This window comes from Micromonospora cabrerizensis, assembly GCF_022230955.1.
GTDB lineage: Bacteria > Actinomycetota > Actinomycetes > Mycobacteriales > Micromonosporaceae > Micromonospora > Micromonospora cabrerizensis.
The window spans coordinates 85126-111787 of the sequence record NZ_JAKKFI010000060.1 but is presented as its reverse complement, the minus strand read 5'-3'; the positions used below and the strand labels follow the sequence as shown (position 1 = coordinate 111787).

27 protein-coding genes and 1 riboswitch are annotated in these 26662 nt (G+C 72.6%); of the genes, 15 read left to right on the top strand and 12 right to left on the bottom strand.

Going from position 1 to position 26662, the window contains the following annotated elements; all coding sequences use genetic code 11:
- Positions 1-17: 17 nt before the first annotated feature.
- The 7 genes from LADH09A_RS14290 to LADH09A_RS14260 all read right to left on the bottom strand — a co-directional run bounded on the left by LADH09A_RS14290 (position 18) and on the right by LADH09A_RS14260 (position 6086).
- The gene (locus tag LADH09A_RS14290; RefSeq protein ID WP_238645566.1) at positions 18-1490 is read right to left on the bottom strand and encodes an alpha/beta hydrolase; all 1473 of its coding nucleotides are present in this window, start codon (positions 1488-1490) and stop codon (positions 18-20) included.
- 124 nt (positions 1491-1614) lie between these two features.
- Complete coding sequence (locus LADH09A_RS14285; protein WP_238645565.1) at positions 1615-1884, bottom strand: hypothetical protein; 270 nt, start codon at positions 1882-1884, stop codon at positions 1615-1617.
- The gene (locus LADH09A_RS14280; protein ID WP_238645563.1) at positions 1881-2228 is read right to left on the bottom strand and encodes an ArsR/SmtB family transcription factor; all 348 of its coding nucleotides are present in this window, start codon (positions 2226-2228) and stop codon (positions 1881-1883) included. The genes LADH09A_RS14285 and LADH09A_RS14280 overlap by 4 nt, the downstream gene beginning before the upstream one ends.
- A gap of 162 nt (positions 2229-2390) precedes the next feature.
- Complete coding sequence (locus LADH09A_RS14275) at positions 2391-2564, bottom strand: CsbD family protein (protein WP_238645561.1); 174 nt, start codon at positions 2562-2564, stop codon at positions 2391-2393.
- Positions 2565-2641: 77 nt separating this feature from the next.
- Complete coding sequence (locus LADH09A_RS14270; protein WP_238645560.1) at positions 2642-4894, bottom strand: heavy metal translocating P-type ATPase; 2253 nt, start codon at positions 4892-4894, stop codon at positions 2642-2644.
- 12 nt (positions 4895-4906) lie between these two features.
- Positions 4907-5863, bottom strand: coding sequence for a DUF8832 domain-containing protein (locus LADH09A_RS14265; protein ID WP_238645559.1), 957 nt, complete (start codon positions 5861-5863; stop codon positions 4907-4909).
- A 13-nt stretch (positions 5864-5876) separates the two neighbouring features.
- A complete protein-coding gene (locus LADH09A_RS14260; RefSeq protein ID WP_238645558.1) occupies positions 5877-6086 on the bottom strand; it encodes a heavy-metal-associated domain-containing protein in 210 nt (69 codons plus the stop codon).
- Positions 6087-6185: 99 nt separating this feature from the next.
- Here LADH09A_RS14260 and LADH09A_RS14255 point away from each other — a divergent pair, with 99 nt between their 5' ends.
- The 3 genes from LADH09A_RS14255 (at position 6186) to LADH09A_RS14245 (ending at position 9476) form a co-directional block, all read left to right on the top strand.
- Positions 6186-6482, top strand: coding sequence for a metal-sensitive transcriptional regulator (locus LADH09A_RS14255; RefSeq protein WP_088951268.1), 297 nt, complete (start codon positions 6186-6188; stop codon positions 6480-6482).
- Between the two features lie 302 nt (positions 6483-6784).
- Positions 6785-8155, top strand: coding sequence for a YibE/F family protein (locus LADH09A_RS14250; RefSeq protein WP_238645557.1), 1371 nt, complete (start codon positions 6785-6787; stop codon positions 8153-8155).
- Between the two features lie 166 nt (positions 8156-8321).
- Positions 8322-8452: riboswitch (cyclic di-AMP (ydaO/yuaA leader) on the top strand.
- A 4-nt stretch (positions 8453-8456) separates the two neighbouring features.
- A complete protein-coding gene (locus LADH09A_RS14245) occupies positions 8457-9476 on the top strand; it encodes a coiled-coil domain-containing protein (RefSeq protein ID WP_238645556.1) in 1020 nt (339 codons plus the stop codon).
- Between the two features lie 56 nt (positions 9477-9532).
- Here the strand turns inward: LADH09A_RS14245 and LADH09A_RS14240 are convergent, their stop codons facing one another.
- Positions 9533-10261 (bottom strand): carbonic anhydrase, encoded by a 729-nt coding sequence (locus LADH09A_RS14240; RefSeq protein ID WP_238645554.1) that lies wholly within the window; start codon positions 10259-10261, stop codon positions 9533-9535.
- A gap of 226 nt (positions 10262-10487) precedes the next feature.
- On the opposite strand from LADH09A_RS14240, the gene LADH09A_RS14235 reads away from it, so the two are divergent.
- Both LADH09A_RS14235 and mycP read left to right on the top strand, forming a co-directional pair.
- Positions 10488-10823, top strand: a complete 336-nt coding sequence (locus tag LADH09A_RS14235; protein ID WP_238645552.1) for a helix-turn-helix transcriptional regulator — start codon at positions 10488-10490, stop codon at positions 10821-10823.
- Positions 10824-10894: 71 nt separating this feature from the next.
- The gene (mycP, locus tag LADH09A_RS14230) at positions 10895-12127 is read left to right on the top strand and encodes a type VII secretion-associated serine protease mycosin (protein ID WP_238645550.1); all 1233 of its coding nucleotides are present in this window, start codon (positions 10895-10897) and stop codon (positions 12125-12127) included.
- A gap of 143 nt (positions 12128-12270) precedes the next feature.
- On the opposite strand, the gene LADH09A_RS14225 is transcribed toward mycP, so the two are convergent.
- From LADH09A_RS14225 to eccCa, 3 genes are all read right to left on the bottom strand, one after another.
- Positions 12271-12549 carry a WXG100 family type VII secretion target gene (locus tag LADH09A_RS14225; RefSeq protein ID WP_238645548.1) on the bottom strand — a complete coding sequence of 93 codons (279 nt, stop codon included), beginning with the start codon at positions 12547-12549 and terminating at the stop codon, positions 12271-12273.
- 25 nt (positions 12550-12574) lie between these two features.
- A complete protein-coding gene (locus LADH09A_RS14220; RefSeq protein ID WP_088951260.1) occupies positions 12575-12883 on the bottom strand; it encodes a WXG100 family type VII secretion target in 309 nt (102 codons plus the stop codon).
- Positions 12884-13089: 206 nt separating this feature from the next.
- On the bottom strand, positions 13090-17055 hold the full coding sequence (gene eccCa, locus LADH09A_RS14215; protein WP_238645546.1) for a type VII secretion protein EccCa: 3966 nt from the start codon (positions 17053-17055) through the stop codon (positions 13090-13092).
- Positions 17056-17127: 72 nt separating this feature from the next.
- Here eccCa and eccD point away from each other — a divergent pair, with 72 nt between their 5' ends.
- The gene (eccD, locus tag LADH09A_RS14210; protein ID WP_238645545.1) at positions 17128-18618 is read left to right on the top strand and encodes a type VII secretion integral membrane protein EccD; all 1491 of its coding nucleotides are present in this window, start codon (positions 17128-17130) and stop codon (positions 18616-18618) included.
- Between the two features lie 13 nt (positions 18619-18631).
- On the opposite strand, the gene LADH09A_RS14205 is transcribed toward eccD, so the two are convergent.
- Entirely contained in the window at positions 18632-19819 is a 1188-nt protein-coding gene (locus LADH09A_RS14205; protein WP_238645543.1) for a type VII secretion protein EccE, read from the bottom strand.
- 160 nt (positions 19820-19979) lie between these two features.
- On the opposite strand from LADH09A_RS14205, the gene eccB reads away from it, so the two are divergent.
- From eccB to LADH09A_RS14155, 9 genes are all read left to right on the top strand, one after another.
- Entirely contained in the window at positions 19980-21512 is a 1533-nt protein-coding gene (gene eccB, locus LADH09A_RS14200; protein WP_238645542.1) for a type VII secretion protein EccB, read from the top strand.
- Between the two features lie 89 nt (positions 21513-21601).
- A complete protein-coding gene (locus LADH09A_RS14195) occupies positions 21602-21970 on the top strand; it encodes a hypothetical protein (protein ID WP_238645540.1) in 369 nt (122 codons plus the stop codon).
- Positions 21963-23243, top strand: coding sequence for a WXG100 family type VII secretion target (locus LADH09A_RS31660; protein WP_308194556.1), 1281 nt, complete (start codon positions 21963-21965; stop codon positions 23241-23243). The genes LADH09A_RS14195 and LADH09A_RS31660 overlap by 8 nt, the downstream gene beginning before the upstream one ends.
- Positions 23244-23448: 205 nt before the next feature.
- Positions 23449-23613 (top strand): hypothetical protein, encoded by a 165-nt coding sequence (locus LADH09A_RS14180; protein ID WP_238645538.1) that lies wholly within the window; start codon positions 23449-23451, stop codon positions 23611-23613.
- A 9-nt stretch (positions 23614-23622) separates the two neighbouring features.
- A complete protein-coding gene (locus LADH09A_RS14175; RefSeq protein ID WP_238645536.1) occupies positions 23623-23979 on the top strand; it encodes a hypothetical protein in 357 nt (118 codons plus the stop codon).
- 155 nt (positions 23980-24134) lie between these two features.
- Positions 24135-24932, top strand: a complete 798-nt coding sequence (locus LADH09A_RS14170) for a hypothetical protein (RefSeq protein WP_238645534.1) — start codon at positions 24135-24137, stop codon at positions 24930-24932.
- A 33-nt stretch (positions 24933-24965) separates the two neighbouring features.
- Positions 24966-25307: a YkvA family protein gene (locus tag LADH09A_RS14165; RefSeq protein WP_238645532.1), complete on the top strand. Its 342-nt coding sequence runs from the start codon at positions 24966-24968 to the stop codon at positions 25305-25307.
- Between the two features lie 31 nt (positions 25308-25338).
- On the top strand, positions 25339-25746 hold the full coding sequence (locus tag LADH09A_RS14160; RefSeq protein ID WP_238645530.1) for a pyridoxamine 5'-phosphate oxidase family protein: 408 nt from the start codon (positions 25339-25341) through the stop codon (positions 25744-25746).
- 269 nt (positions 25747-26015) lie between these two features.
- Entirely contained in the window at positions 26016-26660 is a 645-nt protein-coding gene (locus tag LADH09A_RS14155; protein ID WP_238645528.1) for a C39 family peptidase, read from the top strand.
- Positions 26661-26662: the final 2 nt, after the last annotated feature.

Genomic DNA, 26662 nt, shown 5'->3' with positions numbered 1-26662 from the left:
GACGTCCGGCGGCGGGCTCACACGTCGGGGTCGACGGCCGGGCAGGTGGCACCTCGGGCGGGCACCACCTGGTCGATCAGGTAGGCGTCGACGGCTCGTTCCACACAGGGGCTGCTGGTGTAACTGCCGTGCCCCCACCCCTGGTAGGTGAGCAGAGCGCCGTGCCTGCCCAGTTGCCGGGTCACCGTGCGGGCCCAGTCGTACCCGCTCGCCGGGTCGTGCACGGTGGCGGCGAGCAGCAGCGGCACGTCGGTGCGGACCCGCAGTCGGTGCTGCGGGTTGGCGACCGGCGTCGGAGTGCCCAGGCAGGTCACGAGGGCGAACAGGGCCGGCGGGTACCGCAGGTCCGGTGCGAGCAGGGCCGCCCGGCGCACGTGCGCGGCGTACTCCCGGTAGTCGCGGACGGGCAGGCTCCAGTCCTGGCAGAAGACCGCGAAGGGGTACGGCGCGACGGCGTCGGCCGTCACCGTGGCGTCGGCCGGGGGCACGGCGGTCGGCGGGGCGGCGGCGTCCATCCTGCCGAACCATTCGGCCAGCCCCGGCCACCGCCACGTGTCGTAGAACTTCTTGTGGGTGAGCCGGGCCAACTCGAACGGGGTCAGCACGACCCCGGCCCGGTCCGGGTCGGTCAGGGTGCCGCGCTCGGCCCGGGCGCGCAACCCGACCCAGATCGCCCGGACGTCCCGCCCGTTGAGCCCGCAGGTAGCGGACCGGTCACACCAGGCGACGAACTCGTCGAACGCGTTCTCCGCGGTGACCGCCTGGCTGTCGAGGAAGGCGCGGGTGCCGGCGCTGTGGTCCATCGATGCCTCCAGCACGACGGCCCGGACCCGGTGCGGGTACAGCTCCGCGTACCGCTGCCCGAGCAGCGTGCCGTACGAACTGCCGTGGAAGGTCAGCTGTCGCTCGCCGAGCGCGGCCCGGACCGCGTCCAGGTCGCGGGCGGCGCTGGTGGTGTCGACGTGGTCGTAGAGCGCTCCGGTGCGGGCCCGGCAGTCGGCGCGCAGCAGCGCGTTGCCGGCCAGGGTCGCGTCGAACTGGGCCTGGTCGGCGATCAGCTGCGGTTGCCGGGCGAGCAGGTCCCGCGCGCAGATCACCGGGTGGCTGCCGCCGGTGCCGCGTGGGTCGAAGCTGACGATGTCGAACCGGGCACGCAGGTCGGCACTGAACCGGGAGCTGCCGTTCACCACCCGGTCGACCCCGCTGTCGCCCGGCCCACCCGGGCCGAAGACCAGCGCACCCTTGCGGGTGGTCCGGTCGGCGGCCCGACGCGCCAACGCCAGGTCGAAGCGCTCACCTCGGGGTTGGTTCCAGTCCACCGGCAGCGACAGGGTGCCGCACTCGGCGTCGGCGTCGGAGGCGCAGGGCCGCCAGTCGATCGTCGGACCGGGCTGTGGTCGGGCGACGGCGGGGCTCGCCGGGGTCAGGCCGGTGGCCGTGAGGGCCAGGGCAACCGCCCAGATCCCGGCGGATTTGCGTACGCGCAGCATGAGGTGCTGTCCTCTCCTCGAAGGAGCGTTACCGGTGAAGCTCGCCCACTGGGCGAGGTGATGCTGCTTCCACCCGGGCCGTCGAGTAGCCGCTCGGCGGCCCGGGGCCCTGCGCCTCAGCGGGTCACTCGACCTCGCGCAAGACGCGTTCGAGCGTGGTCATCCGGGTTTCCATCCCGCCCAGCCGCCCGTCCATCGCGGCGAGCAGTCGGGCGTTCTCGGCCTGGGCCTGCGTCGCCGTCTCGGCCAGCCGGCGGTAGTCGTCCGCGCGGGCCAGTTCGAGCCGGGTCCGGCGGGTCTTGGCCAGCTGGACGACGCTCACCGTGAACACGCTGATGATCAGGGCGAAGATGCCGATCGCGCCGACCACCTCGGTCCAGTCGTGTCCGCTCATCGGTCCGCTCCCGGCTGCTCGACCGAGGCGGGCATGGTCAGCGTCTCGACCGCGATCGCGATGACCTCGGGGGTGAGGGTGAGCACGAACGGCGTCACCTCGTAGTAGTTCATGGCCTTCCCGTCCTCCGACAACTCCAGGCTGGCGGTGACCAACCCGGCCGCCGCCAGCTTCCGTAGGTGGACCTGCAACAGCGCCCGGCTGATGCCCAGTTGCCGGGCCAGCCCGCTGACGTACGCACGTTCGCGGGTCAGCGCGGCGATGACCCGCAGCCGGTGCGGGTTGGCCAGGGTGGCCAGCACACGGACCAGGTCGTCGCCGGCCGGCGGTGGGGCGCTGCTCATAACCCTCCCTCGCAGGTGCAAATGGAAGTTAGCAGGTAGAGGCGTGCGGCGGTGGGGCCCGGAAACGGAATCAGGGGGATCTCAGGGTCACGAAGAGGGCCGGACACGCAGAACGCCGGGCCGGTGATGATCACCGGCCCGGCGTGCGATGTGCGTCGTACGTCAGCTCTTGAAGGCGTCCTTGATCTTCTCGCCGGCCTGCTTGAGCTTGGCCGTGGACTGGTCCGCGCGACCCTCGGCCTCGAGCTGCTCGTTGTCGGTGGCCCGACCGGCGCCTTCCTTCAGCTTGCCGGTCGCGTCCTCGGTGGCATTGTTGATCTTGTCATCCATACCCATTGCGAACCTCCATTGCAAGCGTCGCTGCTACGACACCAGCAATACCCCCGCCGTCACCGGCCCAACCATTCCTCTCGTCACAGTCCGCGATCGGCGGCCGGACGGAAGCGGCGCAGCCGCAGACTGTTGGCCACCACGAAGACCGAGGACAGCGCCATCGTGGCACCGGCGATCATCGGGTTGAGCAGCCCGGCGGCGGCCAGCGGCAGGGCCGCCACGTTGTAGCCGAAAGCCCAGAACAGGTTGCCCCGGATGATGCCGAGTGTGCGCCGGGACAGTCGGATGGCGTCCACCGCGGCGTCGAGGTCACCCCGGACGAGGGTGAGGTCGGACGCCTCGATCGCCACGTCGGTGCCGGTGCCCATGGCCAGCCCGAGGTCGGCCTGGGCCAGCGCCGGAGCGTCGTTGACCCCGTCGCCGACCATCGCCACCGACCGCCCCTCGGCCTGGAGCCGCTTGACCACGTCGACCTTCCCGACCGGCAGCACCTCGGCGATCACCTCGTCGATGCCCACCTCGGCGGCGACCGCCCGGGCCACTGTGGTGTTGTCCCCGGTCAGCAGGACCGGAGTGAGCCCCAGTGCGCGCAACCGGGCCACCGCCGCCCGGCTGGTCGGCCGCACCACGTCGGCCACCGCGAGCACACCCCGGGCCTGCCCGTCCCAGCCGGCGACGATCGCCGTACGGCCGGCGGCCTCCGCGTCGCGCACGGCCCACTCGACCTCTGGGGGTACGTCGACGTCCCGCTCCCGCAGCAGCCGGACCCGACCGACCAGCACGACCCGCCCGTCGACCGTGCCGGTCACGCCCAGCCCTTCGAGGTTGCGGAAGCCGCTCACCGGGGGCAGCTCGCCGGCCTCGGCGGCACCCGCGGCGACCGCACGGGCGATCGGGTGCTCGGAGGCGGCCTCCACCGCGCCGGCGAGCCGGAGCAGCTCGGCCCGGCCCTCCCCGCTCGCCGGCACCACGTCCACCAGGGTCATCCGGCCGGTCGTCACGGTGCCCGTCTTGTCCAGCACCACCGTGTCCACCCGGCGGGTCGACTCCAGGACCTCCGGCCCCTTGATCAGCACACCGAGCTGCGCGCCCCGGCCGGTGCCGACCAGCAGCGCGGTCGGGGTGGCCAGGCCGAGCGCGCACGGGCAGGCGATGATCAGGACGGCCACGGCGGCGGTGAACGCGGCGGTCGGGCCCGCTCCGGTGCCGAGCCACCAGCCGAGAGTGCCGACCGCCAGCGTGATGACGATCGGCACGAAGACGCCGGAGATCCGGTCCGCGAGCCGCTGCACGGCCGCCTTGCCGCTCTGCGCCTGCTCGACCAGGTCGGCCATCCGGGCGAGCTGGGTGTCCGCGCCGACCCGGGTCGCGGTGACCACCAGTCGGCCGCCCGCGTTGATGGTGGCGCCGACCACGCCGTCGCCGGGGCCGACCTCGACCGGCACCGACTCACCGGTCAACATGCTGGCGTCCACGGCGGAGGTGCCCTCGTCGACCACCCCGTCGGTGGCGATCTTCTCCCCGGGACGGACCACGAACCGGTCACCGACGGCGAGCTGGTCCACCGGGATCAGGGTCTCCACCCCGTCACGCAGCACCGCCACCTCCCTGGCGCCGAGTTCGAGCAGGGCGCGCAGGGCGGCACCGGCGGTCCGCTTGGAGCGGGCCTCGAAATAGCGACCGGCCAGGATGAACACCGTCACACCGGCGGCCGCCTCCAGGTAGATGTTGCCGGCGCCGTCGGTGCGGGTGATGTCGAAACGGAACGGGTGCGTCATCCCCGGCACCCCGGCGTCGCCGAGGAAGAGCGCCCAGAGCGACCAGCCGAACGCGGCCAGGGTGCCGAGCGACACCAGCGTGTCCATGGTCGCCGCGCCGTGCCGCAGATTGGTCCAGGCGGCCCGGTGGAACGGCAGCCCACCCCAGACCACCACCGGGGCGGCCAGCGTCAGCGACAACCACTGCCAGTAGTCGAACTGCCAGGCCGGGACCATGGCCAGCAGGACCACCGGCACGCTCAGTGCCACCGAAACCCAGAGTCGGGTACGCGGGCCCTTCAGCGGGTCCACCGACTGCTCGTCGGTCGGCGGGCTGGGCAGCGCGGCCGTATAGCCGGTCTTCTGCACGGTCTCGATCAGGTCGTCCGGCGTGACGGCGTCGGCGTACCGGACGGTCGCCTTCTCGGTGGCGTAGTTGACGGTGGCACTCACGCCGTCCATCCGGTTGAGCTTCTTCTCGATCCGGGCGGCGCAGGCGGCGCAGGTCATCCCGCCGATCGCCAACTCGATCCGGTTCGGTGCCTCGGGCAGTGGTCTGCTGCTGGTGGTGGTCATCGTCTGGTCCCGTCAGTTGTGCCCGTGCCCGGGGGTGCCGTGGTCGGCGCCCCCGGTCGGTGCGGGTCCGCTCGGGTCGCCCCCGGTGGGTGGGGTGCCGACCGTTGGGGTGCCGGCGACGACGGTGAACTCGGCGGTGTGCACCGCCCCGCCGTGCCGAAAGTCGAGGTAGAGCCGGTAGCTGCCGGCCGACGGCACCTCGGCGAGGAAGGTGACCGCCGGGCCGGGCCGGGTCCGCCCGTCGCCGGGAACCCCGTCCGGGTGCACGTGCAGGTACGCCAGGTCACCCCGGCGCAGGGCCACCAGGTGCCCGTACGCGCCCAGGTAGGGCTCCAGGTCGGTGACCGGCTGCCCGCCCCGGCTCACCGTCAGGGTCAGCGGTGAGGTGCGGCCGGGCTGCGGCGAGCCGGTCAGGGTGACCGTGTAGCCGTCGACCGTGGTGCTGGTCGAGGGGGCGGGCAGCGGCCGTTCGGTCAGTTCACCGGGGACGGTCACGTCCACACCGAGGGTCAGCGGCTCGCCCCCGGTCGGGGTGAAGTCGGCGAACGCCCGCCACTGCCCGGCGCCGGCCAGTGGGGTGTCGACCCGCCAGGTGCCGTCCGGGGCCAGCTCGGGGTGCACGTGACGGAAGCCGGAGAGGTCCCGCCGGGCGACGATCAGGTGCATCCGCTTGTCGTGCGCCACGTCGTAGCGGGTCACCGGGCGACCGTCCGGCCCGGCGATCCGGAAGGCGAACTCGTCGGCCGGGGCGTCGAGGTGTTCGAGGGTGTAGCCCCGGTCGGAGACGAGCAGGCCGCCGGGGAGCCGGTCGGTCGCCTCGTCGTGCTCGCCCGTCGCGTGGGCGGCGTCGCCGTCGTGCCGGCCCTCGACCACGGGGGCGCGGTCGACCACCCGGCCGATCCCGTACGTCGTGCCGAACACCGCCGCAAGGCCCACGGCGAACCCGGCCAGTCTCGTCACGGTGCGCATGCCCGCCCCCCGATCACGCGTCGACGAGGTCGTAACCGGCCTCGTCGACGGCGGCCCGGACGACTCCCGGGTCAAGTGGCTGGTCGCTGCTGACGGTGACCCGGCCGGCAGCGAGGTCGACCTGGACGTCCTGCACGCCCGGGATCGCACCGACCTCGGCGCTCACCGCGCTGACGCAGTGCCCACAGGTCATGCCCTGCACCTGGTACGTCGTGTTGACCATCGCGAACGCCTCCCAGAACCGATTACCCGTACCCGGTGGGGGTATCCCACCCGAAGACGACCGTACCATACCCCCCAGGGGTACGCTATCCTGGTTCGCATGACCGCACCCACCCCGATCCGCGGGTACACCGCCAGCAAGGACCAGCTGCTCACGCGGCTCCGCCGCGTCGAGGGGCAGGTCCGCGGCATCGAGAAGATGGTCGACGACGACCGCTACTGCATCGACGTGCTCACCCAGATCTCCGCCATCCAGGCCGCGCTCGACAAGGTTGCGCTGGGGCTGCTCGACGGGCACGCCCGGCACTGCATGCACGAGGGGGCGGCCGAGGGTCGGGCCGACGAGATGGCCACCGAGATGATGGCGGCGGTCGGCCGGCTGATGAAGCGCGGCTGAGGCCCCTCACCCCGGCGGCGGTACGCGGCGGTTCGACCGACGACACTCCGTCACGACCTGCGCCCCCGGGCCGGGCTGGTTAGCATTCCCCACGATGACCCCCCGCATGCCGCTGCGCGAACGGGCACCGGCGCCGCCACCAGGCCGCGACGCTGCTCACCGTCCGGGCCGGGCACTGACCATCCGTGATCAGCTGGTCGCCAGTCAGCGATCCGCCGCGTCTCCCGCCGCGATTCCGCGGCGCGGATGAACCGACCGGCCCACTGACACGTATCCCGCACCGGATCGTTGGGAGTCTCGCCTTGGGTTCCGACCACACCCGCCCTGCTCCGTCCGCCCCGCCCCGGGTCCGGCGGATCCTCATCATGACGGTCGTGCCGCTCTTCGTCGCCACCGTGCTCGCGGCGCTGCTGCTCTGGCCGCGCGGCGGGTCACCCGACTCTGTCGGCGGGGCGGACGTGCCGCGCTTTCCCGGCACGGTGACCCGGGTGGTGACCGAACCATGCCCGCCGACGCCGTCGAGCCCGGAGGGCACGCCACGCGTCGGCGGCGGGCCGTGCGGCACGGTCGACGTCCGGGTGGACGACGGGCCGTCCGCCGGCCAGCAGGTGCAGACACCCGTGCCCGACGGGCCCGGCGCACCCCGGGTCGAGGTCGGCGACGAGGTCATCCTGGTCGAGCTGACCGATCCCACCGATCCCACCATCAGCAACTGGAACATCGCCGAGCACCAGCGTGGCACCCCGATGCTGTGGTTGGCGGTGGTCTTCGCCGCCGCGATCGTCGCGTTCGGTCGGTGGCGAGGCCTGGCCGCGCTGGCCGGGTTGGCGGCCAGCTTCGCCATCCTGCTCACCTTCGTGCTGCCGGGCATCGGCGCTGGCAAGTCGCCCCTGCTGGTGGCGGTGGTCGGTGCTGCCCTGATCATGTTCGTGGTGCTCTACCTGACGCACGGGGTCACCGCACAGACCTCCGTCGCGGTGCTCGGCACCCTGGGCAGCCTGGTGCTGACCGGCGTGCTCGCCACCATCGCCACGGCCGCGACACACCTCACGGGCTTCGGCAGCGAGGACGCCACCACCCTGTCGATGTTCCAGGGCGACGTGGACCTGCACGGTCTGCTGCTCGCCGGGATCATCATCGGCTCGCTCGGAGTCCTCGACGACGTGACGGTCACGCAGGCGGCCACCGTCACCGAGCTGGCGCACGCCAACCCCGGCCTGACCCGGTTGCAGCTCTACCGCGCCGCCACCCGGGTCGGGCGCGCGCACATCGCCTCCACCGTCAACACCATCGTTCTGGCGTACGCGGGCGCGTCGCTGCCCCTGCTGCTCCTGCTCACCGCCGACGCGCGACCGATCGGGCAGATCCTCACCAGCGAATTCCTCGCGCAGGAGATCGTCCGCAGCGCGGTCGCGACCCTCGGACTGATCGCCGCCGTGCCGCTGACCACCGGGCTGGCCGCGGTCGTCACCGCGGCCGGGCGCGCGGACGCCCCGCCGACCACCGGCGATTCCGCCCCGCGACCTCAGCCGGATCGGGCGGAGGCACTGGCCGCGCTCATCTCACCGCGAGCGAGCCGCGCCGACGAGCCGGATCCGACCCGGACCCCACCCCCATCCACGGCCACCGACCGGTGGCCGGAACCGAACAGGAGCACGGATACGGCATGGTGACACTCCTCAGCGTGACCAGATCGGGCCCCCACCCTGAGAACCACGTCACTGGTCACTCAACGCTATGGCGAAATGACGCTTTTGGTCGGCATCCAGGCGTAGCCCACCCGGTCGACTCTCCGGTAACCTCGCTGCCGGTTACCGATGAAGGCGCGAAGCGGCGCCTGCGGTGCCACCGCCCAATCGCCGAACGGCGAATCGGGGACCCAGGTACGTGGGGTGAATCCGCGTCAGCGGTAGGGGCCACTTCCGCCCCGAACCCGTCAGCTAACCCGGTCGGCGGTCGAGGGAAGGGAACATTGTGACGGCACCCCTACGCCGCTGGTTGACTCCCGTGGTGGCCGTGATCGCCGCACTGACCGTGCTCGCCGGGCCCCTGCCAGCTCACGCGGCCCCGACGACGCCGACACCGTCAGGGCACGAGGAGGACGGCGAGCCGCAACTGCTCACCGACGTCATCGAGCGGGCCAATCGCGACTACTCCGCTGCCAAGTCCCAACTGGACAAATCCAAGAAGCGGCAGCTGGAACTGGCCCTGGAGGTCGACCGGGCCAAGGCCGACCTGGACGCGCTGACCCCGCAGGTCGGGCAGATCGCCGCCCAGTCGTACCGGACCGGCCGGATCGGCGCGCTCGCGATGCTGCTGGAGAGCAAGGCTCCCGACGCCTTCGTCCAGCGCGCCGCGGTGCTCGACGAGATGAACATGGTCAACGAGAAGAAGCTCGTTGAGGTCAACACGGTGAAGGCCCGCGCCGAGAAGGCCAAGCTGGACCTCGACGCGGAGGTCCGCGAGCAGCAGAAGCAGGCCGCCCTGATGGCGAAGCGCAAGAGCGAGGCGGACAAGGCGCTCGCCCTCGTCGGCGGCAAGGGCTTCACCGGCGGCCTGGTGGACGCCACGTCGAAGGTCGCCAAGATCGGCCCCGGTCGCACCGCCGACGGTGACTGGAAGCCGCAGTCGTGCAGCGAGAAGGACCCGACCACGTCCGGTTGCGTCACGCCGCGGACGCTGCACGCGTACAAGGAGGTCAAGGCGGCCGGCTTCAACCGGTTCGTCGGCTGCTACCGCTCCGGTGGGCCGTGGGAGCACCCGAAGGGCAAGGCTTGCGACTGGTCGCTGCAGAAGAGCGGCTTCGCCCCTTGGCACAACGACGACACCCGGAAGTACGGCAACAACGTCGCCGCCTTCCTCATCCGTAACGCCGATCGGCTGGGCATCTACTACGTGATCTGGAACCGGCAGATCTGGTTCCCGGCGACCGGTTGGAGTTCGTACAGCGGGCCGTCGAACCACACCGACCACGTCCACATGTCGCTGCTCTGACCCGCAGGACCCTGGCCGAGGGCCGTTCCGCGTCGCGCGGAGCGGCCCTCGTCGCGTCAGGCGGCGGCGGGCGCGGCCGGGTCGAGGGACCCGGCCTCCTCGTCCAGCGTCGTGAACCCGGTCGGTACGGCGGCCACCGGGCGGACCACTCCGGCGGCGAGCCGGTACGACACACCCACCACCGCGCACCGCCCCTGCGCCACCTCGTCGGCCAGCACCGGCGACTGCCCGAGCAGCGTCTCGACGGTCTGCGCGATGTGGATGTCGACGATGCCGTCGATGTCCTGCACACCCTCGGCCTCGGCCCGGCGCAGGCTGGGCAGCACCGCGTCGACCACCGCCCGCAGGTGCCCCGGAGGTTGGGTGCCGGTCGTGGCGACCTCCCGGGCCGCCTGCACCGCACCGCACGAGTCGTGCCCGAGCACCACCACCAGCGGGGTGCCGAGGACGGTCACCGCGTACTCCACGCTGCCGAGCACCTCGGGGCCGGCGGTGTGGCCGGCGGTGCGGACCACGAACAGGTCGCCCAGCCCGCGGTCGAAGATGATCTCGGCGGCCAGGCGGGAGTCGGAGCAGCCGACGATCACCGCGAACGGGTGCTGCCCGTCGGCCACGGCGGCCCGGTGCCCGGCGTCCTGGTTGGGGTGGCGGGGGGCGCCGTCGACGAAGCGCCGGTTACCGGCGACCAGCTCGGCGTACGCGCGAGCCGGCTCGCTCAGCGCGGGCGCCCGGTCGCTGGTCCGCTGCGGGCCCGGCTGTCCGCCGGGCGTTCCGGAATGACTCATCCCCGCACCTCGTCTCGACGCATCTGACCTGGTCAACCGGCTCTTCAGCCGGGCCGGCGGCGGGCGCTGGCTCGGCTTCCACGGTCACACGCACCGTAAGATGCGTCAAGGTATGCGTGATATAGATTTCATACGTTGACCTCACCTCGCCCCTGGGTAACCCTCCGCGGGCAGGGCCGACGAGACTCCCCGAGGGCAGGTCGGCATCCGGAGAGGCGGTCACACGATGGCGAAGACGGCGGCGGGCGACACCGGTGGTGGCCGGAACTGGACCTTCCTCACCAACCACGGCCACGTTCTGCTGGCCATCGCCCGCGACCCCACCGCCCGGTTGCGGGACGTCGCCGCCGAGGTCGGCGTGACCGAACGGGCCGCGCAGGCGATCGTCGCCGACCTGGAGGCGGGCGGATACCTGCACCGCACCCGCGTCGGGCGACGCAACGAGTACACCCTCAATCCGTCCGGCCGGTTCCGGCATCCGGCCGAGGCCGACCGTCAGGTCGGTGACCTGCTGGCGCTGTTCGCCGATCCGCCCACCGCGGAGGTCGGTCCCCAGGCCTGACCATCGGCCGCCGCGCCTCACCCTCGATCGCCGGGCCGCTGCCCGACCGGGCACAGCGGTAATCTCTGCGGGTGCGCGAATGCCGGCCGTCGAGCGCGACCACCCTGTCCCGTCGTCCCACCGCAGCGGTCCTCAGTGGAGCGTTGGCGGCTCTGCTCGGCGTCGGTCTGGTGGCACCGATCCCGGCAGCCGCGGCGGCACCCGCCTGCGGCCCCGCCAGCGCGGAGAGCCTGACGGAGACGCCCTGGGCGTTGCGCCGGCTCGAGCCGTCCTCGGCGTGGCCGCTGTCCCGGGGCGCCGGCGTCACGGTGGCGGTGATCGACTCCGGGGTCTCCGCGACCCACCCGTTGCTCAACGGCCAGGTGCTCGAAGGCCGCGACTTCAACGACCTGCCGGCCCGTCAGGGCCAGTGCGACCTGGTCGGGCACGGCACGATGATCGCCGGCATCATCGCCGGCCGGGAGGGCACGGGCGTCCCGTTCAGCGGCATCGCGCCGGCAGCCCGCATCCTCCCCGTCCGGGTCCTGCCGGACCTCAGGGACACCAACGACCCGCAGCTCCCCGGGCAGATCGCCGCCGCCATCGACTGGGCGGTCGAGCAGGGCGCGGACGTCATCAACCTGTCCCTGACCACCGTGCCCGGCCCCGAGCTGACGGCCGCCGTCGAGCGCGCGCTGGCCAAGCGGGTGGTGCTGGTCGCCGCCGCCGGCAATCGGCAGGAAGGCCAGCAGGACAGACCTGGTTACCCTGCCGCGTACCCCGGGGTGATCGCCGTCGGCGGGGTCGACGAGCAGGGCGGCCACGTTGGCAGCTCGATCAGCGGCGACTACGTCGACATCGCGGCGCCCGGGTTGAACATCATCGGGCCGGCACCACAGGGCACCGGCTACCGCGGCGAGCCGAACGGCGGCACCAGCTACGCCGCCGCGTACGTCTCGGGGGCGGCCGCGCTGGTCCGGGCCGCGTACCCGGACCTTGGTCCACAAGAGATTGCCGAACGGCTGGAACGCACGGCGGACAACCCGCCCGAAGGCCACAACGCCGACATCGGCTACGGCATGGTCAACCCGTACCGGGCGGTGTCGAGCCTGCTGGGCACCCGACCGAACCCGCCTGCCGGCGCGCTCCCGATGCCCCCGGCGCAGGACGACCCGTTGGCCTGGCAACGGCCCGCCGCGATCTGGGCGGCGGCGGTCGGTGGCCTGCTCACCGTGCTGCTGCTGATCGCGCGACCGATCGTCACCCGTGGTCGCCAGCGGGGCTGGCGCCCGGGTCGGCGCACCGACTCACCGGCTGCCGGCTGACCGGCGCCGCCGCACGGCAGCACGGCAGCACCGCCGCAGCACGGCACCGCAGCACCGCCGCGCCTCAGCACCTCCGTGCCAAGGCCAGACACAGTGCGGCTCCGGCCCGGATCAACCGGACCGGAGCCACCCCGACGAATGCCTCAGCCCCACACCTTCGAGTTGCTCATCTCGGTGGTGAGGTAGTTCTCCCGGGCGATGCCGACGGCGCCGCCGATCTCGTTCAGGATGCGGTTGATGTCCTGGACCGCCGCATCCCACTTCGCCTGGTGCTGCTCGTAGGCAACCCGGTCCTCGCCGTCCCAGTGGAGCTTGCTCAGCATCGACCGCAGCGTGTCGAGCTTCTCCTCGAGCGTCTTCGAGATGGCCTGCATCTGCTGGTTGCTGCTCTCGAGGACCGCATAGTCAACTTTGATCGTCACGATTTCCTCCTCTGCTGGCTGCGGATCACGGGTTGAGAGCAGAGTGGAACTTGTCCAGCATCTGCTGCTGCTCTTCGTCGTTGACCTGGTGCGTCGTACCCGACTTGTCGAGCAGATCGGCGATGTTGTCCATCGCCGTCAGCAGCTTGCTGGTGTCCTCGCTCCAGCGCGTCATCAGCGACTGGAAGCCCGTGGACGCCTGGCCCTTCCACGCCATAGCCAGGTCGTCGACCACGTTCCAGAGCTTCTTCAGCTCGCCGTCAACCTCGCTGCGCGTGGACCGCACGTCACTCGCGGCGGTATGCAGAGTCGCTGCTTCGACCTCGAACGCCATGCTTCACACCCTTCCGTCATGTTGTGGTGGCGGATTCGCCGCACCCCTCCCCCGCGGCAAGGCAGCAACACCCCACCGACGGACACTCCAGTGAAGACCGTAGCGGAAGCCGACCAGCCCTCGCAGCCCTGAGCACCGCCGCCCGATGGATGGTGGTGAATCGGGCCTGAGCGGCCGGTCACCCCACGCCGGACGGCGGACACCGGTCAGGACGGCTCCGCCCAGGCGGTCTGAATGAGCTGCTGACCATCCCGCCGCCGGACGAGGGTGCCGCGACCGGGCGGCTGAGGACTGGGCCGCAACGTCCCGAAGACCGCGCCCTCCTCCCGGTTGCCCGACATCAGCAGACCCGGCGAGTCCAGTTCGCGCAACCGTTGCAGCACCGGCTCGTAGAGCGCCCGGGACACCCCACCGACCCGACGCGTGACGATCAGGTGCAGACCGATGTCGCGTGCCTGCGGCAGCAACTCCTGTAGGGCGCTGAGCGGGTTGCTGCCGCCGGAGGCGACCAGGTCGTAGTCGTCCACCAGGATGTACAGGTCCGGGCCCTTCCACCAACTGCGGTCGCGCAGCTGGGCGGTGGTCACGTCCGGGCCGGGCAACCGGTTGGACAACGCGCTGCGGATCGAGGCGAGACCCTGCGCGAACGCCTGGTTCGACGGGGCGTAGTCGAGCAGGTGATCACCCTCGACCGCACCCAGCAGACCACGCCGGTAGTCGGCGATCACCAGACGGGCCTGCGCCGGGGTGTACCGCTCGGTGATGCCCCGGGCGATCAACCGCAGCAGGTTGGTCTTGCCGCACTCCGCGTCACCGAAGACCGTCAGGTGCGGCTCGTTGACCAGATCCAGGTAGACCGGCGCGAGCGCCGACTCGTTGACGCCGATCGGCAGGCCGGGTGCGGACCGGTCGATGAGCCGGGCCAGCTCGGCCACCGGAAGCCGGCGCGGCAGCAGCCGTACCTTCGGCGCCGGACGCCCCGGCCAGTTGGCCGCCACGTGCCCCGCCAGGGACAGCGACGCCTCACTCAGGTCGTCGATGTCCCGACGGCCGTCGATGCGCGAGATGGCCGTGAGGAAGTGCAGCTTGTCCCGGGTCAGACCGCGACCGGGCGACTTCTCCGGCACGTTCGTCGCCGCCCGACGATCGATCTCCGACTCCGACGCGTCACCGAGGCGCAGCTCCAGCTTGGTGCCGAGCAGATCCCGCATGTTGATCCGGATCTCCGCCCAGCGCACCGCCGTGAGCACCACGTGCACGCCGAAGCCGAGACCCCGGTTGGCCAGCGTGGTGATGGTCTGCTCCAGCTCCTCGTACTCCTGGCGCAGCGTGTTCCAGCCGTCCACCACCAGGAAGACGTCGCCGAACGGGTCGTCCGCGAACTCACCTGCGGCCCGCCGACGACGATAGCTGGCCACCGAGTCGATGCCGTGCTGGGCGAAGCGCGTCTCCCGGTCGTCCAGGACGGCGACCACCTCGGCCACCGTCCGGCGGACCGCCTCGACGTCGCGACGACCGGCCACCCCCGCCATGTGCGGCAGCCGATCGAGACTGCGCAGCGCGCCCCCACCGAAGTCCAGGCAGAAGAACTGCACCTCACGCGGCGTGTGGGTGAGTGCCAGCGAGGCGAGCAGCGTACGCAGCATGGTGCTCTTGCCACTCAGTGAACGGCCGACGATGACCACGTTGCCGCCGGCGCCGGCCAGCTCGACCATCATCGGGTCACGGCGCTGCTCGTACGGGCGGTCCACCACACCGACCGGTACGGTCAGCCGCCCGCGCCCCGGCCAGGACGCGGTGCACAGCCCGTAGGTCGGGTCGACCGCCAGCGCGCCGAGCAGCTCGCCCAGGCCCGGCGGATCGGCCAGCGGCGGCAGCCACACCTGGTGTGCGGGACGCCCCCGACCCTTGAGCTGCTCGATCAGCACGTCGAGCATCGCCACGGCCTTGCCGTCGGCCGGTTGCTCCGGCTCGGGCGTGGTGGCCACCGGCGTCTGCGGGACCTGGGCCGGAACGAAGTCGAGGCCGTACGGCACGATCCGACGCTGCACCAGCGCCTGCGACGTGGAGGCCTGCTGCCCCGGCGCCCGGTACGCCCCCGACACGTACGCGGCCCGGAACCGCAGCATCGTGCTGGTGTCGGTCTTCAGGTAGCCGTGACCGGGTGCGTTCGGCAACTCGTACGCGTCCGGCACACCGAGCACGATCCGGCTCTCCACCGCGGAGAAGGTCCGCAGACCGATCCGGTACGACAGGTGCGTGTCCAGACCGCGCAGCTTGCCCTCTTCGAGTCGCTGGCTGGCCAGCAGCAGGTGCACGCCGAGCGACCGACCCAGTCGGCCGATCATCACGAACAGGTCGATGAAGTCGGGCTTGGCGGCGAGCAACTCGCTGAACTCGTCACAGATGATCAACAGGCTCGGCATCGGGGCGAGCGGCTCACCGGCCGCGCGGGCCTTCTCGTACTCGAAGCGGGAGACGTAGTTGCCGGCCGCCCGCAGCAGCTCCTGCCGGCGCACCATCTCGCCGGCGAGCGCGTCGCGCATCCGGTCGACCAGGGGCAGCTCGTCGGCCAGGTTGGTGATCACCGCGCTGGTGTGCGGCAGCGCCTCCAGCGAGGCGAACGTCGCGCCACCCTTGAAGTCCACCAGGACGAAGTTCAGCTCCTCCGACGAGTGGGTCACCGCCAACGCGGCCACCACCGTCCGCAGCAGCTCGCTCTTGCCCGACCCGGTCGCACCGATCACCAGACCGTGCGGGCCCATGCCCTCGTGCGCCGACTCCTTGAAGTCGAGCTCGACCACGTTGCCGTCCGGGCCGACACCGAGCGGGATACGCAGCCGATCCCGGTGGCCGCGCGGACGCCAGGTGTTCTGCACGTCCACGGTGGCGGCGTCACCCACACCGAGCAGGTCCGGTAGTTCCGTGCTGCGGGCCAGCGGCTCCTCGCTGCTGGTCTGCTGCTGGGAGAGCCGGTACGGGGCGATCTGCCGGGCCAGCCCTTCGGCGGCCTCGGCGCTGAGCTGGTCGGGTCGACCCAGCGGCGACGACGAGCTGCCCCGGACCAGGTCGAGTGAGCTTCCGTCCGCCACGTCGAGGCAGAGCAGCCAGCGGCCGGCGTCGCGCGGCACCGTCCCGGACAGGTCGATCACCGTGGTGCCGAGCAGACCCGGCCCCACCAGTTGGCAGGTCGGCGAGATCTCCCCACCGTCGATGACGACGACCAGGTGAGCGGCGGTGGTCAGCGGCTTGGCCTCGGGAGCGAACCGGGGCCGCCCCGCCAGCTCACCGGCGAGCGCCGCCTCGGCCTCGGCCAGGCTGGCGAAGACCAACCGGCGCGCGCCGGCCGCGTCCGTACGGGCGCTGTGGTGGGCGTGTGGCAGCCACTTGACCCAACCCCAGGACGACTGTCGGTCCGGAGCGGCGACCACCGCGACCACCAGGTCGTCCGGTGCGTGGAAGGTGGCCAGCTGCCCGAGCGCCGCCCGGGTCAGGTTGAGCACGGGCTCGCGGTCGCCGCGCAGCACCACCCGGCTGAACGCGCGCACCGACAGAGCGGTCGGCAACTCGGGCACGGTGGAGTGCGCGCGGACGAACCGGCGGAGCGCGATGGCGCTCATCGGCTCCAGGTCCTCCACCGGCTTCGTCTCCGGTGGGACGATCTCCACGGCCAGTCGCTGCGGGCCGAGGGCGATGCGGGTCTCGCCGAAGTCGTCCTCGGTGATCCGTCGCTCCCAGAGGCGACGGGACGCGGCGATCGACCAGAGCGCGTCGGGCTCCGGGTGCCGCCAGGCCATCGCGGCGCGCTGCTGCTCGGCGGCCCGCCGGGTGCGCTTGCGCATCTGGGCCAGGTAACGCATGTAGTCGCGGCGGTCGGCGTTCAGCTCGGCCTTGTCCTTGCCACCGTTGTTGGCGAGTGACCCGATCGCCATGCCGAGCATCGAGACGCCGAAGAGACCACCGGCGACGTACGTCATCATGCCGCCGCCCCTGCCGGCGTAGAGGAAGGCCATCGCGCCGACCCCGCAGAACATCGGCAGGATCATGAGCAGCTGCCCCATGCCGCGGGGCGTCGGCTCCGGCAGCTCGGGCGGCGACTCCAGCAGCACCTCGCCGCGAGGTAGGGCCGGTCCCGGCTGACGCGGGAGCCGGCGGAACACCACCGTGCTCACGGCTGTCTCCTCCCCAGAAGCGGCCCTGATGACGTGCCGCCGCGGACCGGAGCCCGCGGGTGGGCATCGTACGTGCCCGCCATCGTAGGTAATCTGCCGTGGGCGCGGTGGACCCGGACGCCGCATCGCAACCAGCCGATCACGGACGCACACCTGGAGGCCACTGTGGCGACGAAGACGGCGACCGGTGGCCTGAGCCGGATCACCATCGTGGCTCCGCGTACCCGGATGGATCTGGCGCTGCCGTCGGACGTCCCGATGGCGGACCTGCTTCCCACCCTGCTGCGCTACGCGGGTGAGGACATGGCCGACGAGGGTGCCCGGCACGGCGGGTGGGCACTGTCCAGACTGGGCGGTGCGCCGCTGGACGGCGGGCGTACGGCTGCGCAGCTCAGTGTCCGCGACGGTGAGGTGCTCTACTTCAACCCCCGGTCCGCCGCCACGCCGGAGATCGTCTTCGACGACGTGGTGGATGCGGTGGCCACCGCGACCAACCAGCGCCCCGGTGCCTGGCAGGTCGGTGCGACCCGGTCCTTCGCGGTGGCCTTCGCGGCGGCGGCGCTCGGCGTCGGTGCGCTGGCCGCGCTCTTCGCCGGCCCGCCGCACCTGCCGGGTGCGGTGGCCGCCCTGCTGGTCGCGGTGGCGTTGCTGGTGGGTGCGGCGGTGCTGTCCAGGGCCGCCGGTGACAGTCAGACCGGCGCGGTGCTGGCCATCGTCGGCCTGGTGCACGCCGCCACCGGCGGTCTGCTGCTGCTTGCCGGCGATCGGCCGCTGACCGACCTGAGCAGCCCGCACGTGTTGCTGGCGGCGACCGCCGCGGTGGTCGCCGGGGCGGTGGCCGTGCTGGCGGTCGGTGACCGGTACCCCCTGTTCTTCGCCGCGATCGGGGTGGGGGCCGCGACCGGCCTCGGCGCGCTGCTCTGCCTGGCCTTCGGCCTGGACGCGCCGGCATCCGCCGCGGTGGTGGCCGCTGTGGCGTTCGGCGTGGTGCCGGCGCTGCCGATGATGGCCTACCGGCTGGCGAGACTGCCGGTGCCGTCGATCCCTACCGGCCCGGAGGACCTGAAGACCGACACCGAGTCGGTGGACGGCCGGCAGGTGCTCCAGCGCAGCGAACGCGCCGACCAGTTCATGACGGGTCTGCTGTGGACGGTGTCGGTGCTGGTGCTGGGCGCGCAGCTCGTGCTGGCCCTCGACGGACGCCTGCCGGCGGTGCTGCTGTGCCTGGTGCTGGCGCTGTTGTCGCTGCTGCGGGCCCGACCGCTCCTCGGCCGCGCGCAGCGCACCCCGGTGCTGCTGGCCGGCACCGTCGGGCTGGGCCTGGCCGCTGCGGCCACCTTCGCCGACGGGTCGCTGTCGGTCCGGCTCGGTCTGATCCTCGGCGGGCTGGTGCTGGCCGCCGTGATCAGCCTGATCTACGGTCTGAGCGTCGCCGGCAAGCGCATCTCGCCGGTCTGGGGCCGGCTTCTCGACATCGCCGAGATCCTGCTGATCATCGCGCTGGTCCCGCTCGCCTTCTGGGTGTGCGGGCTCTACGGCTGGATCGTCAACCTCCGGCCCTGACCGCCCGCATCGGTCACCGCGGTTGCGGGCCGGTGGCGACCCCCGGCGCGGACGCGACCGGCGCGGTGGCGTAGACGCCCGGGCCGTGCTGACCGTCCAGCGGTCGGGTGGGCATACCCGAGCGATGGGCGACGTCACGCACGACCTTGACCAGCGCCTCGACGTGGTTGTCCATCGCGGCGACCCGCAGCAGCGGCGCCGCCACCCGGCCGTCCACCGACACCGTCGCGGCAACCGTGTGCGACGGCGCCGAGGTCGCGGTGATCGCGTCCACGAGCGGGCCGAGTGGCGCGCCCGAACGACCCCGCAGCGTCATGCACCGGTGGGTCCAACCGCCGCCGCGCAGCCCTCGCCAGGTCTCCGTCGGCGCCTCCGGCCCCAGGTCCAGACCGGCGGCCGAGACGACGGCGGCGCGCAGCTCCTCACGGCCCAGCGGCCGATGCGCCAGCCCCGCGCTGGTCAACGCCTTGCCGAGTCGACCGATGCCGGCAGCCACCGTCCGGTGCACGCCGGGCAGCCCGCCACCCCGGCTCACCGCCTCGACCCGCGCGTCGCGGACGGTGAGCCGCAGCGCCACCCAGACCGTCCGGTGCGCCGCCGGCGGCGCACCGGGCGCCGGGTACCACACCAGGGTGTGTGCGACGACCTGGGCCCGGGAGACCGGGGCGCTGAAGTCCGTGAGCACTCCCAGCACCTGGTCCACTGTGGCGGAGTGCGCCGAGCCGACCGTCGTGCCGCTGGCCGACTGCAACGCGACAGCGGCGAACCACCCCTGAGCGTCCTGCCCGATGCCGAGCCGGGTGCCCCGGTCGGTCAACTCGATGAAGCTCAACTCGGGGGCGAGTGCGACCAACCGCGGGTCGGTTGCGGTGCCGCCGGCCAGCGCGGCGGAGGCGCGCTCGCCGCGACGTCGCATCCGCCGACGCAGCAGCAGGTCCTCGAACCACCAGCGGCCACCCCGGCGGGCGAAGGCGGCCAGGACGACCAGCACCGCCGCGCCGCCCGCCACGGCGAGCACCCAAACGGGCCCGGCCGAGGCGGCCCAGACGCCGACCACGCACAGCTCCAGCACCACGAGCTGCCCCACCAGCAGCGGGCCGACCCGTCCACGGCCGGGCCGGTCGGTCGGGGGCGTCGACCGCGTCGCAACGGTGGACGGATCCGTGGCCGCTCGGGCGGGTCGTGCCTGAACCTGCGTCATCGCTGACTGTCCCTCCTGCACGTACGGCTCTGCGCCGGGTCGGTCCGGTGCCGGCCACGAACGGTGGTCCCGAGGAACCCCGGTCGGCCCCTTATCGTAGGGAAGCCCGCGACGGCACCCCGACCTGATCGTCGCGGATCCACCCCGCCGGAGGTAAGTCATGCGGACCCGCCGCGATCAGGTGCAGGCGTACCGCTTCGTCACCCGCCGGATCGTCTCCGCGTTGCTGTCGGGCGATCCGGAGACCACCAACCTGCCGATGCGGCGACTCGGCATGGCTGTCTTCGGCAGTGTCATCACCGCGGCCGTCGTTCTCGGTGGCGTCGGCGCGTACGGCCAACTGACCGGGAACACCGCACCGCTGAACGACCAGACGCTGGTCATCGAACGGGAGACCGGCGCGACGTACGTCTTCATGAGTGGGCAGCTGCACCCGACGCTCAACTACGCGTCGGCCCGCCTGATCCTCGACAAGCCGGACACCGAGGTGCGGACGATGTCCCAGGCGTCGCTGCGGGACCGTCCCCGCGGGCTGACCCTCGGCATCGTCGGGGCACCGGACGCTCTGCCGGACCGCAAGTCGCTGACCGGTCTGCCCTGGTCGGTCTGCGACGTGCCCGACCCGGTCGACCCGCAGCGATCCCGCACCCGGGTGGTGATCGACCGGGCGCTGCCCGGCGGCGTGCCCCTGGGTGACCGGGCGGTGCTGGTCGTGGTGGACGATCAGAAGTACCTGGTCACCAACAACATCCGACTCCAGGTCGTCGGCGGGGACCGGACGATCACGGCGTTGAAGTTGCCCGGCGCCGCGCAGTTGCGGGTCGGGCAGCAACTGCTCAACGCCGTACCGGCCGGGCCGCCGCTGCGCAAGCCGTCGCTGGCCGGCGAGGGTGAGTCCAGCACCCGGATGGTGGCGGGCCGGCCCGCCACCATCGGTCAGGTGTTCAGTGCCGCCGGGCGGCACTACGTGCTCACCCGGGAGGGGCTCGCGTCGATCAGCGAGATCACCGCCCTGCTGATGGTCGGCGGTGGTGGTCAGATCACCGACATCACCCCCAATCAGGCGGGCGAGCTGTATGTCGAGCAGCGGGTCGAGGAGGAGGGGCTGCCGGAGACGATGCCCACCCTCCACCCGGCCACGTCGGGTCGGACCGCCCTCTGCGCGACGTACCGGGCGAGCAGTTCCGGCGGCCCCCCGACCACGACCCTGGAGGTCTTCGACCGGGTGCCGACCGAGTTGACCGCCACCGACCCGGGCGCGGTGCCGGTGCCACAGACCAGGCGGGACGCCGTACGCACCGCCGAGGCGGTGCTGCTGCCTGGCGGCAAGGGCGTCATCGCGCAGGCCTCGCCGGGTGCCGGGACCAGCGGTTCCGGAGCCGCCGGTTCGACGATCTACCTGATCAGCCCGCAGGGCATCCGATACCCGCTCGGCTCGGCGGCGACGCTGGCGGTGCTCGGCTACGGCGGGGTCACCCCGCTGGCGGTGCCCGGTTCGTTGCTCGCGCTGATCCCGACCGGGCCCACCCTGAACCGTGCGGACGCGCTCTCGGTCTTCTCGCCCGACGGGTCCCGGGCGACCGCGTCTCCGGCCGCGCCGGCACCGTCTCCTCCGACCAACGGCGCGGCGTCGCCGACCGGCGGGACGGGCGGAACGCCGACGGCGTCGGGATCGACCGAGGCCGACGGCTGAGCAGCCGTGACGGGTCGCCCCGCGTCGTAGTGGTGGACTAACCTGAATGCCGCTGACGGTTGTCAACCAGAACGACGGGGATGTTTGCCATGACCGGGCGTACGGAAGTCGACCTGCTGTCCCTTGAGGACTTCCACCTGCACCTGGCGTCGCGGTTGAGCCAGGTCGAGTCGGTGCTGCGCAAGCTCAACACCGAGATGCAGTGCCGCCCACCCGCGTTGGGTTCGTTCTTCGACGCCACCGACAAGGCGCGCCGCTACAGCGAGGTCCACCAGTCCTATGTCGACCAGGCTGAGCGTGTGCGCCAGGCGGTGGTGGCGGCACAGCAGGCGACCAGCACGATCCTGAGCAACTACCGCACCGCCGAGGCGCGGAACGCGGCCAACGCCACCGACGTCACCGCCGCGCTGACGGGGGTCGACCGGGCGTTGCAGCCGAAGGAGGACGGGCGTGTCTGACTACACCCAGCGCTACGAGGGCAGCAGCCACCAGCAGCTCTATGACGGCGTGATGGCCGGCGAGCCGGAGCAGATCGAGGGTGTGGCCACCCAGTGGGCCGAGCTCAAGGGAATCCTGGACGGGCTGAGCCGGGAGCTGAGCGGTGACCTGCAGAAGCTCTCGAACACCTGGACGGGCTCAGCGGGTCGGGAGTTCCACCGGCGACTGAGCCTGATCGTCGCCCACTCCGACGCGCTCGGTGACGGGATGTCCGGCATCAAGCAGGGGCTGACCATGATGGCCGACCATCTGCGCACCGCCCGCCAGCAGGCCGAGAGCCCGGAGGAGACCGACGACAACGACAAGGCGCTCTCCGGTGTGGTCAAGGGTGCCGCCACCTTCGGTCTGCCCGGTGCGGTGGTCATGGGCCTCGCCGGTCACCAGCAGGACAAGGAAGAGCAGGAGAAGGCCCACCAGCGGATGGTGAACCTGGTGGCCGAGTTGGCCAACGGCTACGAGATCTCCGCCTACGACCGGGTGGTCGACCCACCCCTGCCGGACCCGGACACTCCCAGCACCGTCAGCAAGGACCCGACGTCCCCGCAGAGCATTCCGACCGTCGCCAGGGCCACCGCCGGGCCCGGCAGCACCGACGTCACCGCCCGCACCGGCGACGCGACCATCGCGAGGCCCGACCGCGCCTCCCCGCCGCCGGTCACCGGTGACGGCTCGTTCCCCGGCCAGACCACCCCCGGCACCGGTGGCGCGCCGACCGTCGGCAGCGGCACGGTCGGTGTCGGCGGCGATGTCGACATCCCCGGCACCTCACTCGCCGGGGCGGACCCGCTGGTCGGCGGCGCTCTGGTCGCTGGTGGTGCCGCCGGGCTGGCTGGCCTGTCCGGCCCGTCCACCGTGACCGCCGGCACCGGCGCCGGCCCCGGTCTGCTCTACGGCGGGCAGGGTGGGGCGCCGGCCGGCGGCGTCCTGCGCACCGCCGGGCTCGCCAGTTCGAGCGGCACGCCCACCACGTCGGCTCGTCCGACCGCTGGGGCCGCTCCGGCAGACAGTCGCTCCGCCAGCGGGATCGGGCGCAGCATCGACGGTCAGCGTGGCGGCCGTGCGGGCGCGGCCGGCAGCGGTCGCGGAGCGAGCGGCGGTCCCGGCGTGCTCGGTGGGCGGGGCCGACCTCAGGAGGACGACTCCGATGAGCGGCTGACCTGGTTGACCGAGGACGAGATGGTGTGGCACGACGGCGACCGGGCCGCGCCGCCCGTGCTCGGCGCCAACGACTGATCGCGATCCGCCACCGGCGGCAGTCGCCTCCGGCGCTGCCCGACGAACGAGACGCGGTGCCCCCGACCGGACCCGATCCGGCCGGGGGCACAGTCTTTCCCGGGTCTCCCGACGCGGCGTCCACAGTGAGCAGGGTGGTGGCGGTCACGGCCTGAGCGGCCCTCGCCGTGCTGCGGCGCGCCGGGGCGGGCGATAGGTTGGTCGGGTGTCGTCCGCAGCCTGTGTCCGCCCAGCCCGGTGGGCTGTGCTGCGGTCACTGCGCGAGCTGACCCGACTGGCGGTCACCGCGCTGGTGCTCGCGGTCGGCCTCGGTGGCGGTCACGGCCTGAGCGGCCCTCGCCGTGCTGCGGCGCGCCGGGGCGGGCGATAGGTTGGTCGGGTGTCGTCCGCAGCCTGTGTCCGCCCAGCCCGGTGGGCTGTGCTGCGGTCACTGCGCGAGCTGACCCGACTGGCGGTCACCGCGCTGGTGCTCGCGGTCGGCCTCGGTGGCGCTCTCGCTGCGACCACACCGCCCGCCCCGACGTCTGCGCGGCCGAGCGCCGTGAGCAGCCGGGTGGCCACGGTCCGCCCCGACGCCGTACCGGCCGCCGAGCGCACGGGCCAGCCCGCCACCCCTCCCGCCGGCACGGTCGACACCGTCGCCGCACCGGGTCCGGTCACGGCGGTCCCGGGGCACGCGCCGGCCATCGATCCCGGCCGTGGCACCCCGGCGCGACGCGGCCCACCCACCCGCTGATCCAGGCCCGGCGATCCCCGGGGCCCGGTTGCGGGTAATCCGTCGCGGCACCTCCGGTCGCGCCCGACGGCACGATCCCACCTCCCGGCCGACCGGTGCCGTCGGGCTACTCCCGCCACCCGTCGATACCCGCCTTCGACCGCGAGGTGCTGATCATGCAAACCGTCCTCTCCGCCGTCCTGCCCGACCTGTCCCGAGCCGCCGTCATCTGGCTGAGCCTGCTCGGGGTGGTCGGGGTCGCTGTCGCCGCTCTCCTGCTGCGCCCCGGTCGACTCCGCCTCGACCCGGTCGCCCGGATCCGTCGCGCGGCCATGCCGAGTCAACTCGAACAGGCGCAGGAGGAACGGGAGCAGAGCCGCTACGCGCAGGAGGTCGCGGTGGCCGCCCAGCGGGCGACCACCACCGCGCAGCGCCGCCGGGCTGAGTGGGTGGCCGCGCAGGAGGCGGTGGAGACAGCCTGGCAGACGTACGAGGCGGCCGAGGCAGCCGTGCGACGGCTCGCCGCCGCGGCCGCGATGCCGCTGCCGCACACCGTCCGGACCCCGGCGGAGTACGTGGACCGTGAGCGCTACCTGCACCGTGCCGCCCTGGATGCGTACTGGCGGCGCGAGTTGTCGGTGGAACAGCTCAGTGAGGTCTTCGCGCACCGGGACGGCTGGGACCCGCGGCTGCACCCGGTCGAGCAGGAGTTGGTGTTGCAACGGGCGATCCGCGACAACCTGGCGGCCAGGCACGCCGCCGCCCGCGAGCAGGAGCAGGTTGCGTGGCGTGCCGCGGAGCTGGCCGTGGCGGCGGCGCGCAGTCTGCGTGAGGAGGCCCATGCCGCCACCGGACGGCGGGTCGCGGAGTCGGCGTCGGTGTTGCCGCTCAGCGAGGTGGCCCGGCCGGCGGTCGAGCAGACCCGGGAGAACGCGGTGATCGCTCGCGGTCGGGCGACGGTGCCCGCCTTCTGAGCCGTACGGCGTCGGGTGGGTTAGCGTGACGGCATGTCCCGACAGGCGTGGGTGCTCGTGGTGGTCGCCGGCATCCTGGCGATCGCCACACTGGTCGGTGCCGTGGTGCTCGCGGTGCGGGTGGTGCGTACGCGGCGGATGTTGACCGGGCTCGGCGCGGGCGGCAAGTTCGCCTTCTACGGGGCGCTGATCTACACGATCTTCCCGGTCGACGTGCTCCCGGACCCGATCTACCTGGACGACATGGGTGTCCTGGCCGCCGCGCTGATCTACCTCACCCGGCTGGTGCACCAGCGCCGGGCGGCCGGCCGGCAACTGCCCGGTCAGCCGGATGCCCTGCCGGATGGGAACCGCGCCCACCGTCGCGTGCCATGATCGGGGTCGGTGCGGCGGACAGGGGACGGGCATGGCGGGCGATCATCGACTGGACGTACGGGATGAGCGCGTTGCCGCCTTCTGCGCGGAACGTCACCTCGCGACGCTGACCACCCTGCGTGCCGACGGCACCCCGCACGTCGTACCGGTCGGGGTGACTCTCGACCCGACGGCCGGCCTGGCCCGGGTGATCACCTCCGGCACGTCCCGCAAGGCGCACCAGGTGGCCGCTGCGGGCCCGGCGGGCGCGGCGGTGGCGGTGTGCCACGTGGATGGCCGCCGCTGGCTGACGATCGAGGGCCGCGCCGTCGTGCGGTCGGATCGCGCCTCCGTGGCGGAGGCGGAGCGTCGCTATGCCGAGCGGTATCGGGCCCCGCGTCCGAATCCGGAGCGGGTGGTCATCGAGATCACCGTGACCCGGCTCCTGGGGAGCCTCTGACCCCGACCGTGTGACGAGTCGCCCGGACGGGTCGCGGCCAACCCGCGGGGTTCGCCGGAATCCCTTCCGGCCGGTAGCCGTTACACCTGGTCGCGACGACCCGCACCCCGCAGCCGGCGGAATGCCCGCCGCGGCAGGGCTGTTACGTCCCCGGTACGACAGCGGCCCAGACCTCCGCTGGTCGTCGCCCCCGTGATGAGCCGAGCGCCATTCCCGGTGCTGCGCCCTCCGCCAGTCGGAGGCGCCAACCCCCGAACGGAGACTCGACCATGAACCCGATCGTCCAGAAGAGCGGTCTGTCCGTCGTCGGCCTGCTGGTCGCCGGCGGTTGCGCCCTCGGCCCGGCGGTAGCCGCCCAGGCCGCCCCGGTGCAGACCGCGTCGACCTCGTCGAGCCAGACCGAGCGGTCCGCCGAGCGGGTCCTCGGCGTCGACTACCAGGCCCAGCCCAACTTCTACTACTGCGGCCCGGCCGCGACCCGGATCGCGTTGTCCGCCCAGGGCAAGGCGCTCTCCCAGGACGAGGTGGCCAAGCTGCTCGGCACCACCGAGGCAGGCACCCCCTCAGCCCTGGACACCACCCGGGTGCTGAACGAGCTGACCGGCGGCAAGTACCGGACGACCGAGATCCGGGACTCCGTGGCCCGCCCCGACCAGGTCGAGCAGTTGCGCCGGGACGTACTGGCCGCGGTGGACGCCGGCCGTCCGGTGGTGGCCAACATCAAGGGCACGACCGTGGACACCGACGGCAACCCGCACTCGTACGAGGGCGGCCACTACCTGACCCTCGTCGGCTACCGCGACGGTGGCGACAGCATCCGGGTCGCCGACCCGGCCGACCCGGCGCTGGGCGAGTACTGGATGAGCCTGCCGAAGGTCGCCAACTGGATCGCCGAGCGCGGCTACTCCTCCTGATC

Coding starts and splice junctions, on each gene's coding strand:
- LADH09A_RS14290 (WP_238645566.1), bottom strand. CDS start 1,490: ATGCTGCGCGTACGCAAATCCGCCGGGATCTGGGCGGTTGCCCTGGCC.
- LADH09A_RS14285 (WP_238645565.1), bottom strand. CDS start 1,884: ATGAGCGGACACGACTGGACCGAGGTGGTCGGCGCGATCGGCATCTTC.
- LADH09A_RS14280 (WP_238645563.1), bottom strand. CDS start 2,228: ATGAGCAGCGCCCCACCGCCGGCCGGCGACGACCTGGTCCGTGTGCTG.
- LADH09A_RS14275 (WP_238645561.1), bottom strand. CDS start 2,564: ATGGGTATGGATGACAAGATCAACAATGCCACCGAGGACGCGACCGGC.
- LADH09A_RS14270 (WP_238645560.1), bottom strand. CDS start 4,894: ATGACCACCACCAGCAGCAGACCACTGCCCGAGGCACCGAACCGGATC.
- LADH09A_RS14265 (WP_238645559.1), bottom strand. CDS start 5,863: ATGCGCACCGTGACGAGACTGGCCGGGTTCGCCGTGGGCCTTGCGGCG.
- LADH09A_RS14260 (WP_238645558.1), bottom strand. CDS start 6,086: ATGGTCAACACGACGTACCAGGTGCAGGGCATGACCTGTGGGCACTGC.
- LADH09A_RS14255 (WP_088951268.1), top strand. CDS start 6,186: ATGACCGCACCCACCCCGATCCGCGGGTACACCGCCAGCAAGGACCAG.
- LADH09A_RS14240 (WP_238645554.1), bottom strand. CDS start 10,261: ATGAGTCATTCCGGAACGCCCGGCGGACAGCCGGGCCCGCAGCGGACC.
- LADH09A_RS14235 (WP_238645552.1), top strand. CDS start 10,488: ATGGCGAAGACGGCGGCGGGCGACACCGGTGGTGGCCGGAACTGGACC.
- LADH09A_RS14220 (WP_088951260.1), bottom strand. CDS start 12,883: ATGGCGTTCGAGGTCGAAGCAGCGACTCTGCATACCGCCGCGAGTGAC.
- LADH09A_RS14205 (WP_238645543.1), bottom strand. CDS start 19,819: ATGACGCAGGTTCAGGCACGACCCGCCCGAGCGGCCACGGATCCGTCC.
- eccB (WP_238645542.1), top strand. CDS start 19,980: ATGCGGACCCGCCGCGATCAGGTGCAGGCGTACCGCTTCGTCACCCGC.
- LADH09A_RS14195 (WP_238645540.1), top strand. CDS start 21,602: ATGACCGGGCGTACGGAAGTCGACCTGCTGTCCCTTGAGGACTTCCAC.
- LADH09A_RS14170 (WP_238645534.1), top strand. CDS start 24,135: ATGCAAACCGTCCTCTCCGCCGTCCTGCCCGACCTGTCCCGAGCCGCC.
- LADH09A_RS14165 (WP_238645532.1), top strand. CDS start 24,966: ATGTCCCGACAGGCGTGGGTGCTCGTGGTGGTCGCCGGCATCCTGGCG.
- LADH09A_RS14160 (WP_238645530.1), top strand. CDS start 25,339: ATGGCGGGCGATCATCGACTGGACGTACGGGATGAGCGCGTTGCCGCC.
- LADH09A_RS14155 (WP_238645528.1), top strand. CDS start 26,016: ATGAACCCGATCGTCCAGAAGAGCGGTCTGTCCGTCGTCGGCCTGCTG.